This is a genomic window from Pseudomonas sp. NFX183, assembly GCF_047943075.1.
Taxonomy (GTDB): domain Bacteria; phylum Pseudomonadota; class Gammaproteobacteria; order Pseudomonadales; family Pseudomonadaceae; genus Aquipseudomonas.
This window is the reverse complement of the sequence record NZ_CP181333.1, coordinates 674,190-688,906: the sequence shown is the minus strand read 5'-3', so window position 1 is coordinate 688,906 and position 14,717 is coordinate 674,190. Positions and strand designations below refer to the sequence as shown.

11 protein-coding genes are annotated in these 14,717 nt (G+C 60.2%); 10 read left to right on the top strand and 1 reads right to left on the bottom strand.

Translation table 11 applies throughout. The features are described from left to right. Positions 1 to 38 precede the first annotated feature (38 nt). The 8 genes from dnaE (at position 39) to ispD (ending at position 11,522) form a co-directional block, all read left to right on the top strand. Positions 39 to 3,560: a DNA polymerase III subunit alpha gene (dnaE, locus tag ACM530_RS03355; RefSeq protein WP_124416617.1), complete on the top strand. Its 3,522-nt coding sequence runs from the start codon at positions 39 to 41 to the stop codon at positions 3,558 to 3,560. A 129-nt stretch (positions 3,561 to 3,689) separates the two neighbouring features. Continuing rightward, complete coding sequence (locus tag ACM530_RS03350; protein ID WP_106577159.1) at positions 3,690 to 4,637, top strand: acetyl-CoA carboxylase carboxyltransferase subunit alpha; 948 nt, start codon at positions 3,690 to 3,692, stop codon at positions 4,635 to 4,637. A 208-nt stretch (positions 4,638 to 4,845) separates the two neighbouring features. Further along, positions 4,846 to 6,165, top strand: coding sequence for a tRNA lysidine(34) synthetase TilS (gene tilS, locus ACM530_RS03345; protein ID WP_416364262.1), 1,320 nt, complete (start codon positions 4,846 to 4,848; stop codon positions 6,163 to 6,165). A gap of 273 nt (positions 6,166 to 6,438) precedes the next feature. Further along, entirely contained in the window at positions 6,439 to 8,070 is a 1,632-nt protein-coding gene (locus ACM530_RS03340) for a CTP synthase (RefSeq protein ID WP_106577157.1), read from the top strand. Between the two features lie 5 nt (positions 8,071 to 8,075). Further along, the gene (gene kdsA, locus ACM530_RS03335) at positions 8,076 to 8,921 is read left to right on the top strand and encodes a 3-deoxy-8-phosphooctulonate synthase (RefSeq protein WP_369300805.1); all 846 of its coding nucleotides are present in this window, start codon (positions 8,076 to 8,078) and stop codon (positions 8,919 to 8,921) included. A gap of 157 nt (positions 8,922 to 9,078) precedes the next feature. Continuing rightward, entirely contained in the window at positions 9,079 to 10,368 is a 1,290-nt protein-coding gene (eno, locus tag ACM530_RS03330) for a phosphopyruvate hydratase (protein WP_106577156.1), read from the top strand. Between the two features lie 171 nt (positions 10,369 to 10,539). Next, positions 10,540 to 10,818 carry a cell division protein FtsB gene (ftsB, locus tag ACM530_RS03325; RefSeq protein ID WP_017137157.1) on the top strand — a complete coding sequence of 93 codons (279 nt, stop codon included), beginning with the start codon at positions 10,540 to 10,542 and terminating at the stop codon, positions 10,816 to 10,818. Beyond that, on the top strand, positions 10,815 to 11,522 hold the full coding sequence (gene ispD, locus ACM530_RS03320; RefSeq protein WP_242194279.1) for a 2-C-methyl-D-erythritol 4-phosphate cytidylyltransferase: 708 nt from the start codon (positions 10,815 to 10,817) through the stop codon (positions 11,520 to 11,522). The genes ftsB and ispD overlap by 4 nt, the downstream gene beginning before the upstream one ends. A 111-nt stretch (positions 11,523 to 11,633) precedes the next feature. On the opposite strand, the gene ACM530_RS03315 is transcribed toward ispD, so the two are convergent. Further along, positions 11,634 to 12,530 (bottom strand): LysR substrate-binding domain-containing protein, encoded by an 897-nt coding sequence (locus ACM530_RS03315; protein WP_262207028.1) that lies wholly within the window; start codon positions 12,528 to 12,530, stop codon positions 11,634 to 11,636. 109 nt (positions 12,531 to 12,639) lie between these two features. Here ACM530_RS03315 and ACM530_RS03310 point away from each other — a divergent pair, with 109 nt between their 5' ends. Together ACM530_RS03310 and fghA are read left to right on the top strand one after the other, a co-directional pair. Then, on the top strand, positions 12,640 to 13,752 hold the full coding sequence (locus ACM530_RS03310) for an S-(hydroxymethyl)glutathione dehydrogenase/class III alcohol dehydrogenase (RefSeq protein WP_025855143.1): 1,113 nt from the start codon (positions 12,640 to 12,642) through the stop codon (positions 13,750 to 13,752). Between the two features lie 89 nt (positions 13,753 to 13,841). After that, positions 13,842 to 14,687 (top strand): S-formylglutathione hydrolase, encoded by an 846-nt coding sequence (gene fghA / locus ACM530_RS03305; protein WP_416364261.1) that lies wholly within the window; start codon positions 13,842 to 13,844, stop codon positions 14,685 to 14,687. Positions 14,688 to 14,717 lie beyond the last annotated feature (30 nt).

Below are 14,717 nucleotides of genomic sequence, written 5' to 3'. Positions count from 1 at the left end.
CGGGCCTTGTTGTCTCCACGTATTAGAACAGGATCACTATGCCGGCTTCATTCGTTCACCTGCGCCTGCACACTGAATACTCCCTGGTCGACGGCCTGGTACGGATCAAACCGCTGGTCAAAACCCTGGTGGGCATGAACATGCCTGCGGTAGCGGTGACCGATCAGAACAACATGTGTTCCCTGGTCAAGTTCTACAAAAACGCCATGGGCGCCGGTATCAAGCCGATTTGCGGTGCCGACCTGTGGCTGTCCAACAAAGACCCGGATAACCCCCTGAGCCGCATCAGCCTGTTGGCGATGAACGGCGTCGGTTATCGCAACCTCACCGAATTGATTTCCCGTGGCTTTATCGACGGTCAGCGCAACGGTTCGATCATCATCGAGCGCGAGTGGGTGGCCGAGGCGAGCGAGGGCGTGATCATGCTCTCGGCCGCCAAAGAAGGTGAGATCGGTATCGCGCTGCTCGGCGGCAACCCGCAGGAAGCCGAAGTGCTGGCCCGCGAGTGGATGCAGGTCTTCCCTGACCGTTTCTACCTGGAAGTCCAGCGCACCAATCGTCCCAATGATGAAGAGCATCTGCACGCCGCCGTGGCCCTGGCCGACAAGCTGGGCGCGCCGCTGGTTGCAACCAACGATGTGCGCTTTATCAAGAAGGAAGATTTCGAAGCCCACGAAACCCGCGTGTGCATCGGCGAAGGCCGGGCTCTGGACGACCCGCGTCGTTCCAAGAACTACAGCGAAGAGCAGTACCTCAAAAGCGCCGACGAGATGGCCGAGCTGTTCAGCGACCTGCCCGAGGCCCTGGAAAACTCCGTCGAGATCGCCAAGCGCTGCAATATCGAAGTGAAGCTGGGCAAGCACTTCCTGCCCAACTTCCCGATTCCCGATGGCATGACCATCGATGAGTATTTCCGCAAAGTGTCCTTCGATGGCCTCGAAGAGCGCCTCAGCGTGCTGCTGCCCAAGGACACCACCGAGGACTACGAGGCCAAGCGCCAGGTCTACGTTGACCGACTGAATTTCGAGCTGGATATCATCATCCAGATGGGGTTCCCCGGTTACTTCCTGATCGTGATGGACTTTATCCAGTGGGCCAAGAACAACGGCGTACCGGTAGGTCCTGGCCGGGGGTCAGGTGCCGGTTCGCTGGTGGCTTACGTTCAGAAGATCACCGACCTTGACCCGCTGGAATATGACCTGCTGTTCGAGCGGTTTCTGAACCCGGAACGGGTCTCCATGCCCGACTTCGACGTCGACTTTTGCATGGACGGCCGCGACCGCGTGATCGAGTACGTGGCCGAGAAATACGGTCGCAATGCGGTAAGCCAGATCATCACGTTCGGTTCCATGGCGGCCAAGGCTGTAATCCGTGACGTGGCGCGGGTGCAGGGCAAGTCCTACGGCCTGGCGGACCGCCTGTCGAAGATGATCCCGTTCGAAGTCGGCATGACCCTGGAAAAAGCCTACGAGCAGGAAGAAATCCTGCGCGACTTCATCAAGGTCGATGAAGAGGCCGCCGAAATCTGGGACATGGCGCGCAAGCTCGAAGGTGTGGTGCGTAACGTCGGTAAACACGCCGGTGGCGTGGTGATCGCACCGACCAAGCTCACCGACTTTTCGCCGATCTATTGCGATGAAGAAGGCGACGGCCTGGTAACCCAGTTCGACAAGGACGACGTTGAAGCCGCCGGCCTGGTGAAGTTCGACTTCCTGGGTCTGCGGACCCTGACGATCATCGACTGGGCACTGAAGACGATCAACCGCGACCGCGCCAAGGTCAACGAAGCGCCGCTGGATATCGCCTTTATCCCGCTGGACGACAAACCGACTTACACCTTGCTGCAAAAAGCCGAAACCACGGCGGTGTTCCAGCTTGAGTCGCGCGGCATGAAAGAGCTGATCAAAAAGCTCAAGCCCGACTGCCTGGAAGACTTGATCGCACTGGTGGCACTGTTCCGTCCAGGCCCGCTGCAGTCGGGCATGGTGGATGACTTCATCAACCGTAAGCACGGCCGCGCCGAGCTGGCGTACCCGCACTCGGATTATCAGTACGAAGGCCTCAAGCCGGTACTGGCGCCAACCTACGGCATCATCCTGTATCAAGAACAGGTGATGCAGATCGCCCAGGTGATGGCCGGTTACACCCTCGGCGGCGCAGACATGCTGCGTCGCGCCATGGGTAAGAAAAAGCCCGAAGAAATGGCCAAGCAGCGCGGCGGTTTCATTGAGGGTTGTGCCACCAACAACATCGACGCCGACCTCGCCGGTAACATCTTCGACCTGGTAGAAAAGTTCGCCGGTTACGGCTTCAACAAATCCCACTCCGCCGCCTACGGCCTGGTGTCGTACCAGACTGCCTGGCTGAAAGCCCATTACCCGGCGCCGTTCATGGCCGCGGTACTCTCGGCGGATATGCACAACACCGACAAGGTCGTGACCTTGATCGAGGAAGTGCGCACCATGAAGCTGCGCCTCGACGCGCCGGACGTGAACGCCTCCGAGTTCAAGTTCACGGTGAACGACGAAGGCCGCATCATCTATGGCCTGGGCGCGATCAAAGGCGTGGGCGAAGGCCCGGTCGAGGCCATCACCGAAGCGCGCCAGGACGGGCCGTTCAAGGACTTGTTCGACTTCTGCGCGCGGGTTGACCTCAAACGCATCAACAAACGCACTCTCGATGGCTTGATCCGCAGCGGCGCACTCGATCGCCTTGGCCCGTATTTCCATGATGAGCCCAAGGCTTATCAGGCCAATATCGACCGCAACCGCGCGGTGCTGCTGACCGCCATGGAAGAAGCGATCAAGGCGGCCGAACAGACCGCCCGCACCCACGACAGCGGCCACGCCGACCTGTTTGGCGGGTTGTTCGTCGAAGAAGACGCGGACGTCTATGCCAACCACCGCAAGGCCAAGGAGTTGACCCTCAAGGAACGACTCAAGGGCGAAAAAGACACCCTGGGCCTGTACCTCACCGGTCACCCGATTGACGAATACGAAGGCGAAATCCGCCGTTTCGCTCGTCAGCGCATCATCGACCTGAAACCGGCGCGCGACACCCAGACAGTCGCCGGCATGATCATCGCGCTGCGCGTGATGAAAAATAAGAAGGGCGACAAGATGGGCTTTATCACCCTCGACGACCGCTCGGGCCGGATCGAAGCGTCATTGTTTGCCGACGCTTTCCACTCTGCCCAGTCGTTGCTGCAGACCGATGCCATGGTGGTCGTCGAAGGGGAGGTCAGCAACGACGACTTCTCCGGCGGCCTGCGCCTGCGGATCAAGCGGGTGATGAGCATGGAAGACGCGCGCACCAACCTCGCCGAAAGCCTGCGCTTGAAGGTCAAGACCGAAGCCCTCAAAGGCGATCAGCTACGCTGGTTGGGTGACCTGCTCAAGCGCCACCGTGGCGCGTGCCCGGTGACCATGGAGTACACCGGCAATGACGCCAAGGCGATGTTGCAGTTTGGTGAGACGTGGCGAATTGATCCCGCCGATGGCTTGATTCAAGCTTTGCGTGACCAGTTCGGGCGAGACAACGTCTTCCTCCAATACCGTTGACGGTCAGATAGGTCTGATCTCGACTGAATATTTAATCTCGACCTAAACGCGCCTCTCCCTTAAGGTAGGGCGCGAATAGACAACCGGCTGGCCAGGCACTCCTTGGCCGTCGACCCAAGACGGACGCTTATGAACCCGAATTTTCTTGATTTCGAACAGCCGATCGCTGACCTGCAAGCCAAGATTGAAGAATTGCGCCTGGTCGGCAATGACAATTCGCTGAATATCGGCGATGAGATCGCTCGCCTGCAAGACAAGAGCAGCACGCTCACCGAGGACATCTTCGGCAAGCTGACCAGCTGGCAGATCGCGCGCCTGGCACGCCACCCGCGCCGTCCGTACACCCTGGATTACATTCAGCACATCTTCACCGAGTTCGACGAGCTGCACGGCGACCGCCACTTCTCCGACGACGCGGCCATCGTGGGCGGTATCGCTCGCCTGGACGACCAGCCGGTCATGGTGATCGGTCACCAGAAAGGCCGTGAAGTGCGTGAAAAAGTCCGCCGCAACTTCGGCATGCCGCGCCCCGAAGGCTACCGCAAGGCTTGCCGCCTGATGGAAATGGCCGAGCGCTTCAAGATGCCGATCCTGACCTTCATCGACACGCCGGGTGCTTACCCGGGCATCGACGCCGAAGAGCGCAACCAGAGCGAAGCAATCGCCTGGAACCTGCGTGTGATGGCGCGCCTGAAAACCCCGATCATCGCCACCGTGATTGGTGAAGGTGGTTCCGGCGGGGCACTGGCCATTGGCGTGTGCGACCAGCTGAACATGCTGCAGTATTCGACCTACGCGGTGATCTCGCCGGAAGGTTGCGCTTCGATTCTGTGGAAAACCGCCGAAAAGGCACCGGACGCTGCTGAAGCCATGGGCATCACCGCTGATCGCCTCAAAGGCCTGGGCATCGTGGACAAAGTGATCGCCGAGCCATTGGGCGGCGCCCACCGTGACCCGGCTGCGGCTGCTGCCACCCTGCGCGCTGAGCTGGGTTCGCAATTGGCGATGCTCAAGAAGTTCGATAACGAGGCGCTGCTGGCCCGTCGTTACGAGCGCCTGATGAGCTACGGTCTCTGATCAAACACTGATCGTGAAGACAATGCAGTACTAATGTGGGAGCAGGCTTGTGTGGGCGCTGGCTTGCCTGCGATAGCATCAACTCGGTGTAACAGATAACCCGAGTTGCCTGCATCGCGGGCGAGCACGGCGCCCACGCAAGTCCGCTCCCACATTTGCTTTGTGTATGCTGGGTTATCGCGTTCCAGATCGATGGCGGTACTGTGTTATGAAGCCGGCTCTACCCGCCAACCTCTTGCAAACCCTGGCACCCTGGCGCAATGCCCCGGCCTGGCACATCGCATTCTCGGGTGGTCTGGACTCCACCGTCCTGCTGCACCTGTTGGCCACCCTTGCTACCACCGAAAGCCTTCCACCGCTCAGTGCTGTCCACGTCCACCATGGCCTGCAAGCTGCCGCCGACGCCTGGCCCAGCCATTGCCAGGCGGTGTGTGACGGCTTGGGCGTGCCCTTGCGGGTAATGCGCGTGCAAGTGCAGCCGGGCGCCAGCCTTGAGCGTGCAGCGCGTGACGCGCGTTATCAGGCGTTTACCGAAGCCACCGGGGCAGGGGAGGTGTTGCTCACCGGGCAGCATCGCGACGATCAGGCTGAAACCCTGTTGTTTCGGCTGATGCGCGGTGCAGGGGTGCGCGGGCTGGCGGCAATGCCTGTGCATCGCCAACTGGCGAATGGTCACGTGGTGCGGCCGTTACTGGAGGCCTCGCGCGCTGAATTGGAAGCCTACGCCCACGAGCACCAGTTGACGTGGATCGAAGACCCTTCCAACGCCGACCCACGTTTCTCGCGCAATTACTTGCGCCATCGTGTGCTTCCCGTGTTGACGCAGCGATGGCCTCAAGCCGTTTCCAGCCTGGCGCGCACCGCCGATCACCTGAGTGAAGCCCAGGGCCTGCTCGACGAGTTGGCGAGGATGGACTTGCAAGCCGCCAGTCAGCCTTCGCCATTTCCCTGGTTGCCCTTGCCCTCGTTGGTTCTGGCTCCACTAAGCGAACTTTCCGACGCTCGCCAACGTAATGCCTTGCGCCACTGGCTGGCGCCTCTGACCCGTTTACCCGACAGCGACCACTGGGCCAGCTGGCATTCCCTGCGCGACGCCAAAGCTGACGCACAACCGCTGTGGCGCCTTGCCGACGGCCAGTTGCATCGTTGCGGCGAGCGCATCTGGTGGCTGCCCGCAGCATGGCTGGAGTTTTCCGACGCCGCGGTGAGCTGGCCGCATCCGCAAAACCCACTCGCGTTACCCGGCAATGGCCAACTGAAATTTATCGGTGAGGCTCCCCAAGGTCCGCTTGAGGTGCGTTACCGTCAGGGCGGCGAAATTATCGAAGTGCCCGCTCGAGGCCGGCGCGACTTGAAGCGCTTGCTTAATGAGTGTGGGCTGCCGGGCTTTGTCCGTGGCAGATTGCCGCTGGTGTATCAGGGTGAGCAATTGCTGGCTGTGCCAAGCCTTGCAGGGCTGTGGGCCAGGCTGCCGGGTGACGGACAATTGGATTGGATGCCACAGACTTGCGATCAAGGTTTGAGCTGATAGAGCCTTTCCGGTAGACTACGCTCCCTTCTTGATACAACTTCTGTGGATTCGACTGAATCGCAGCAGTTGCCGATTACCAAGCAGTCTTTGCTGGGCGATTCCAAAAAATGTGTAGCGATCAACGTACCGGTGTTTCATTGCTGGTCTGTCACAACGCGGCGGTTTTTTTGAAAGGTGCACTGTGATTAATGCAGGTGATCGGGGGCTTCGGCCTTCCTTCGCTTTCCCCGGCGGCTCGGACCGCTTTAACGCAGACTTCTAGGGTTTTTCATGACGCGCTACATATTCGTCACGGGCGGTGTTGTTTCTTCATTGGGGAAAGGCATTGCCTCCGCTTCATTGGCGGCCATCCTGGAGGCGCGGGGACTTAAGGTCACCATGCTCAAGCTGGACCCGTACATCAACGTTGACCCGGGCACCATGAGCCCGTTCCAGCACGGTGAAGTGTTCGTCACACACGACGGCGCCGAGACCGACCTGGACCTGGGCCACTACGAGCGGTTCATCCGCACGACCATGACCCAGAACAACAACTTCACCACCGGCCGTGTCTACGAGCACGTGCTGCGCAAAGAGCGCCGTGGTGACTACCTGGGTGCAACCATCCAGGTGATCCCGCACATCACCGACGAAATCAAGCGCCGCATCATCAAGGGTGCAGGCGATGCCGACGTGGCGATGGTCGAGATCGGTGGCACCGTGGGTGACATCGAATCCCAGCCGTTCCTCGAAGCCATCCGCCAGCTGCGTTTCGAAGTCGGCGCCAAGCGCGCGATGCTGATGCACCTGACGCTGGTGCCGTACATCGCCACCGCCGGCGAAACCAAAACCAAGCCTACCCAGCACTCGGTCAAGGAACTGCGTTCCATCGGCCTGCAGCCGGACGTGCTGGTATGCCGCTCCGATCACCCGATCGACATTTCCTCGCGTCGCAAGATTGCGCAGTTCACCAACGTTGAAGAGCGTGCGGTGATTGCCCTGGAAGACGCCGACACCATCTACAAGATCCCGGGCATCCTGCACTCCCAGGGCCTGGATGATTTTGTGGTCGAGCGTTTCGGCCTGCAGTGCAACGGCGCGGACCTGTCCGAGTGGGAAGCTGTGGTGGATGCCAAGCTCAACCCTGAGCATGAAGTCACCATCGCCATGGTCGGCAAGTACATGGAGCTGCTGGACGCGTACAAGTCGCTGATCGAAGCGATGAGCCACGCCGGTATCAGCAACCGTACCAAGGTCAACCTGCGCTACATCGATTCCGAAGACATCGAGAACCAGGGCACCGCGCTGCTCGAAGGTGTTGACGCGATCCTCGTACCCGGCGGTTTCGGCCTGCGTGGCGTGGAAGGCAAGATCACTGCCGTGCAGTACGCACGTGAAAACAAAGTGCCGTACCTGGGCATCTGCCTGGGCATGCAAGTGGCGGTCATCGAGTTCGCGCGTAACGTGCTGGGCTGGAAAGACGCCAACTCCACCGAGTTCGATCACACCAGCGGCCACCCGGTCGTAGGCCTGATCACCGAGTGGGAAGATGCCACCGGCGCCGTTGAAACCCGTACCGAAAGCTCCGACCTGGGCGGCACCATGCGCCTTGGCGCGCAAGACTGCCTGCTGGAGCCGGGCTCGCTGGTTCACGATTGCTATGGCAAGGACGTGATCGTCGAGCGTCACCGTCATCGCTACGAAGTGAACAACAACCTGCTGCCGCAGATCAAAGAAGCCGGCCTGAAAATCTCCGGTCGCTCCGGCGATGGCAAGTTGGTTGAAGTGGTTGAAGCACCGGATCATCCGTGGTTCGTGGCCTGCCAGTTCCACCCGGAGTTCACCTCGACCCCGCGCGACGGCCACCCGTTGTTCAGCGGTTTCGTTAAAGCAGCACTGACGCAACATCAGAAGAAGGCGTAACCCTGATGGCCCAGAAGATCATTCGCGTAGGCGACATCGAGATTGCCAACGACAAGCCCATGGTGCTGTTCGGCGGCATGAACGTGCTGGAAAGCCGCGACATGGCGATGCAGGTCTGTGAAGAGTACGTGAAGGTCACCGAGAAACTCGGTATCCCTTACGTGTTCAAGGCCAGCTTCGACAAGGCCAACCGTTCGTCCGTGACTTCCTATCGCGGCCCGGGCCTTGAAGAAGGCATGCGGATCTTCCAGGACATCAAGCAAGCCTTCGGCGTGCCGATCATCACCGACGTCCACGAGCCGGAACAAGCGGCCGTGGTCGCCGAGGTGTGCGACATCATCCAGTTGCCGGCCTTCCTATCGCGCCAGACCGACCTCGTGGTCGCCATGGCCAAGACCGGCGCTGTGATCAATATCAAGAAAGCCCAGTTCCTCGCGCCCCAGGAAATGAAACACATCCTGAACAAGTGCGTGGAGGCGGGTAACGACCAGTTGATTCTCTGCGAGCGTGGTTCGAGCTTCGGCTACAACAACCTCGTGGTGGACATGCTCGGTTTCGGCATCATGAAACAGTTCGAATACCCGGTGTTCTTCGACGTAACCCACTCGCTGCAAATGCCCGGTGGTCGCGCCGATTCCGCCGGTGGGCGCCGTGCCCAGGTGCTGGACCTGGCCAAGGCGGGCATCAGCCAGTCGCTGGCGGGCCTGTTCCTGGAAGCCCACCCGGACCCGGACAACGCCAAATGCGACGGCCCATGCGCCTTGCGCCTGGACAAGCTGGAGCCATTCCTGGCCCAGCTCAAGCAGTTGGACGAACTGGTCAAGAGTTTTCCGACGGTAGAGACCGCGTAAGCGCCATTTCTCCGGTAGACTTTCCCTCGCTTTACGCTCAGGCCTGCGGGCCTGAGCCTTGTCGCCTGCAAGCCTGCCCCGTTGTTCCACCCTTGCGGTCGGTCAAAAGATTTCCTTCAGCTGCGTCGTTTTCGTCAACTTTGGAGTGTTTACAACAATGGCAAAAATCGTCGACATCAAAGGTCGTGAAGTTCTCGACTCCCGTGGCAACCCTACCGTCGAAGCCGACGTGCTCCTCGATAATGGCATCATCGGCAGCGCCTGCGCGCCGTCCGGTGCTTCCACAGGTTCCCGCGAAGCACTGGAACTGCGTGATGGCGACAAGAGCCGTTACCTGGGCAAGGGTGTACTCAAGGCTGTAGCCAACATCAACGGCCCGATCCGTGACCTGTTGCTGGGCAAGGACCCGCTGGACCAGAAAGCCCTGGACCACGCGATGATCAAGCTCGACGGCACCGAAAACAAAGGCAGCCTGGGCGCCAACGCGATCCTCGCCGTGTCCCTGGCCGCTGCCAAGGCTGCTGCACAGGACCAGGACCTGCCGCTGTACGCACACATCGCCAACCTGAACGGCACCCCGGGTGTTTACTCGATGCCGGTGCCGATGATGAACATCATCAACGGTGGCGAGCACGCTGATAACAACGTCGACATCCAGGAATTCATGGTGCAGCCGGTTGGCGCCAAGACCTTCTCCGAAGGCCTGCGCATGGGCACCGAGATTTTCCACCACCTCAAAGCTGTCCTGAAGGCCCGTGGCCTGAGCACTGCCGTGGGTGACGAAGGTGGTTTCGCACCGAACCTGGCGTCCAACGAAGATGCACTCAAAGTGATCTCCGAAGCCGTGGCCAATGCGGGCTACAAGCTGGGCACCGACGTGACCCTGGCCCTGGACTGCGCAGCCAGCGAGTTCTACGAGGACGGCAAGTACAACCTGTCCGGTGAAGGCCACGTGTTCACCTCCGAAGGTTTTGCCGACTACCTCAAAGGCCTGACCGAACGCTACCCGATCATCTCCATCGAAGACGGCCTGGACGAGTCCGACTGGGCTGGCTGGAAAGTCCTCACCGACAAGATCGGCGAAAAAATCCAACTGGTCGGCGACGACCTGTTCGTGACCAACACCAAGATCCTGAAAGAAGGCATCGACAAAAAGATCGCCAACTCGATCCTGATCAAGTTCAACCAGATCGGCACCCTGACCGAAACCCTGGAAGCCATCCAGATGGCCAAGGCTGCGGGCTACACCGCCGTGATCTCCCACCGCTCCGGCGAAACCGAAGACTCGACCATTGCCGACCTGGCCGTGGGCACCTCGGCTGGGCAGATCAAGACCGGTTCCCTGTGCCGTTCGGACCGCGTTTCCAAGTACAACCAATTGCTGCGTATCGAAGAGCAATTGGCAGGTAAAGCCAAGTACAACGGTCGCAGCGAGTTTCGCGGCTGATTGTTAAATGGTAAAAGGTCAGCGGATTACGTCGGAAAAATCACGGCAGCGTGAATTTCGACGCTAATCTCATGGCTAACAAGCACAAGCCTGGTTCATCCAGGCTTCGTGCTATCAGTTGCTTCAAAAGTTTTGCATGGCTGTCTTTTTTTACTGGATACCCGGATTTCGATGCGCAGTCCCAATTGGTTGTTCCTCGTCTTGCTCTTGTTGCTGGCTGGCCTGCAGTACCGCCTATGGGTGGGTAATGGCAGCTTTGCGCAGGTGAAAGAGTTGACCCAGCAAATTGCCGACCAGCACGCCGAGAACGAACGCCTGCTGGAGCGCAACCGCGTCCTCGATGCCGAAGTGCTTGAGTTGAAAAAAGGCACAGAGACCGTTGAAGAACGGGCGCGTCATGAGCTGGGCATGGTGAAAGAGGGCGAAACCCTCTACCAGTTGGCCCAATGAGTAGTGTGTTACCGGCCTTCTGGGCCGTGATTCCTGCCGCGGGCGTTGGTGCCCGTATGGCTGCGGACCGTCCCAAGCAATACTTGCAATTGGGCGGGCGCACTATCCTCGAACACAGCCTCGGCTGTTTTCTCGACCATCCAGGCCTCAAAGGGCTGGTAGTCAGTTTGGCTGTCGATGACCCTTATTGGCCGAACCTGCCTTGCGCCAACGACCCACGCATCGTGCGTGCGGACGGCGGTGATGAGCGCTCGGGCTCGGTACTCAACGCGCTGCTGCAACTCAATGCGCTGGGTGCCAGCGATGATGATTGGGTGCTGGTGCATGACGCCGCGCGGCCTAACCTCAGCCGTGATGACCTCGATAACCTGTTATCAGAACTGTCGGATGATCCCGTCGGCGGGCTGCTGGCCGTGCCCGCTCGCGACACGCTCAAGCGCGTCGACAAGCACGCACGTGTGGTCGAAACCGTTGACCGCAGCCTGATCTGGCAAGCCTATACGCCGCAGATGTTTCGCCTCGGCGCTTTGCATCGAGCGTTGGCTGATAGCTTGGTGGCGGACGCCGTCATCACCGACGAAGCCTCGGCAATGGAATGGTCCGGCCAGGCGCCGCGCCTGATTGAAGGGCGTTCGGACAATATCAAGGTGACCCGGCCCGAAGACCTGGAGTGGTTACGGTTGCGGTGGGCGAACCGCAGGTAGTCAGTTAAACCGCGTCGACTTCATCGCAGGCACGCCAACTTCCACAGTTGAAACGCGATTAGCTGTGGGAGCCGGGCTTGCCTGCGATGAGGCCCAGGCAGGCGCTCCAAATTATGCGCTGTACTCCGGCCGCTCGGCCAACCCCTCCTTCAAGAAATCCACCAGCTTTCTGACCTTCGGCGATAAATGCCGCTGCTGTGGATACAGCGCCCACACCGCCGTGTTCGGCGGCTGATGCGCTTCCAGCAACGACACCAGCGCGCCAGTGTGCAAGTGCTCAAGCACGTAATAGTCCGGCAACTGGCACAGCCCAACCCCTTGCAACGCCGCATCCAGAACTGCCTGCCCACTGTTGCAGCGCCAGTTTCCCTGCACCCGCTGGGAAAATTCGCGCCCGTCCTGGGCCAGTTGCCAGATATCCGAGCTGCCGATCAGGCAGTTATGCCGAGTTAATTCCGACAGACTGTGTGGCCGACCATACCGCGCCAGGTAGGAAGGTGACGCGCACAGGTACATGCGCCGCGGGGCCAGGCGACTGGCGACCATGCGCGAGTCTTGCAGGCGGCCCAGGCGGATCGCCAGGTCGAGGCCTTCATGCACCAGGTCCAGCTGGCGATTGCTCAACTCGATATCCACGCGCAATTGCGGGTAGAGGCCCATGAATCGTGTGACCAGCGGCACGATAAAGCGCTCGCCGTAAGCCACCGCGCAGGTCATGCGCAACATGCCCTTGGGTTCACTGGCGAGGTCGCCGACGGCGCGCAATGCTTCTTCGCGACCGTCCTGCAAGCGTTGGCAGTGTTGCAGGAAGGTCTGGCCGGCTTCGGTCAGCGTCACCTTGCGCGTGCTGCGATAGAGCAGCCGGGTTTGCAGCCGTTCTTCCAGGCGCGCCACCTGCCGGCTGATGTGCGACGAAGACACGCCAAGTCGCTCGGCCGCCGCGGTGAATTGGCTGCACTCGGCCACCGCAACAAACTCGTCGATGCCTTCCCAGCGGTTCTCCAGCATGGTGATTATCCCTGTACAGCAATAAAGTTTTGCTTTCGCTCGGATTATTAATCAATGGGCCATGTTTTACACTCAGCGCTTCAGTTTTTAATTTCCTGGAGAAACCCGGATGATCAAGTCCCGCGCCGCTGTAGCCTTCGAAGCGAAAAAGCCCCTTGAGATCGTCGAAGTCGATGTCGCCATGCCCAAGGCCGGCGAGGTGCTGCTGCGGGTGGTCGCGTCCGGCGTGTGCCATACCGACGCGTACACGTTGTCGGGCGCCGACCCGGAAGGCATCTTTCCGTCGATCCTCGGCCATGAAGGTGGCGCGGTGGTTGAAGCAATCGGCGAGGGCGTGACTTCGGTAGCCGTCGGCGACCACGTGATCCCGCTGTACACGCCGGAATGCGGCAAGTGCAAATTCTGCCTGTCGGGCAAGACCAACCTGTGCCAGGCCATTCGGTCCACTCAGGGCAAAGGCCTGATGCCGGATGGCACCACACGTTTTTCCTACAAGGGCCAGCCGATTTTCCACTACATGGGTACCTCGACCTTCTCCGAGTACACCGTGCTGCCGGAAATCTCCGTGGCAAAAATCCCTAAAGAAGCGCCGTTGGAAAAGGTCTGCCTGCTCGGTTGCGGCGTCACCACCGGCATCGGTGCGGTGATCAACACGGCCAAGGTCAAGCCGGGCGATACCGTGGCGATCTTCGGCCTCGGCGGTATCGGCCTGTCGGCCGTGATCGGCGCGGTGAAGGCCAAGGCGGGGCGCATCATCGCCATCGACATCAACCCGGCCAAGTTCGAAATCGCCAAGCAACTGGGCGCCACCGACTGCATCAACCCGAAAGACTACGACCGCCCCATCCAGGACGTGATCGTCGACTTGACCGACGGCGGCGTGGACTTTTCCTTCGAGTGCATCGGCAATGTGCAACTGATGCGCGCGGCACTCGAGTGCTGCCACAAGGGTTGGGGCGAGTCGGTGATCATTGGTGTGGCCGGCGCTGGCCAGGAAATCGCCACCCGCCCATTCCAGCTGGTGACTGGGCGCGTCTGGCGCGGTTCGGCGTTCGGCGGCGTGCGTGGCCGTACCGAATTGCCAAGCTACGTGGAAATGGCCCAGACCGGCGAGATCCCGCTCGACACGTTTATCACCCACACCATGGGCCTGGAAGACATCAACAAAGCGTTTGACCTGATGCATGAAGGCAAGAGCATTCGTACCGTCATTCACTTTTGAAGCAGCTGCAAGTTGCACGCTATAGGCTGCAAAAAGGTGAACGCCCGCCTGCAGCCTGAAGTTTGCCGCTTGCCGCTGGGAGCATTCCCATGACCCTGGAAAATATCTCCTGCCAAAAGAGTTTTGGCGGCTGGCATAAACGCTACAAACACAGCTCCCACGTGCTCGGTTGCGACATGACCTTTGCTGTCTACCTGCCGCCGCAAGCGGAGCAGGGCGGCAAGCTGCCGGTGGTGTACTGGCTGTCCGGCTTGACCTGCACCGACGAAAACTTCATGCAAAAAGCCGGTGCCCAGCGTGTGGCCGCCGAGCTGGGGTTGATCATCGTTGCTCCGGACACCAGCCCGCGTGGGCCCGGCGTGCCGGGCGACCCTGACAATGCCTGGGATTTTGGCCTGGGGGCCGGCTTCTACCTGAATGCCACGCAGGAACCTTGGGCCAAGCACTATCGGATGCATGACTACGTGGTGCAGGAATTGCCTGCGTTGGTTGAAGCGCATTTCCCTGCATCGGCAAAGCGCGGCATCAGCGGCCACTCCATGGGCGGCCACGGTGCGTTGGTGTGTGCCTTGCGCAACCCCGGGCGCTATCAGTCGGTGTCGGCGTTTTCGCCGATCAACAACCCGATGGATTGCCCGTGGGGCCAGAAGGCCTTCTCGCGTTATTTGGGCGAAGAACGCTCGAAATGGCGTGAATGGGACGCCTGCGCGCTGATCAGCGAGGCCTCGCAAAAGTTGCCATTGCTGGTGGATCAGGGCGACCGCGACGATTTCCTCGCCGTGCAGCTCAAGCCTGAGGCCCTGCAGCAAGCGGCCAAGGCGGCCAACCATCCGCTCGAACTGCGCCTGCAACCCGGCTATGACCACAGCTACTTCTTTATCGCCAGCTTCATCGAAGATCATTTGCGACATCATGGGCGTGCTTTGCTCGGTTAATGTGAGGCAAAAGTAGGTAGAATCACGCCC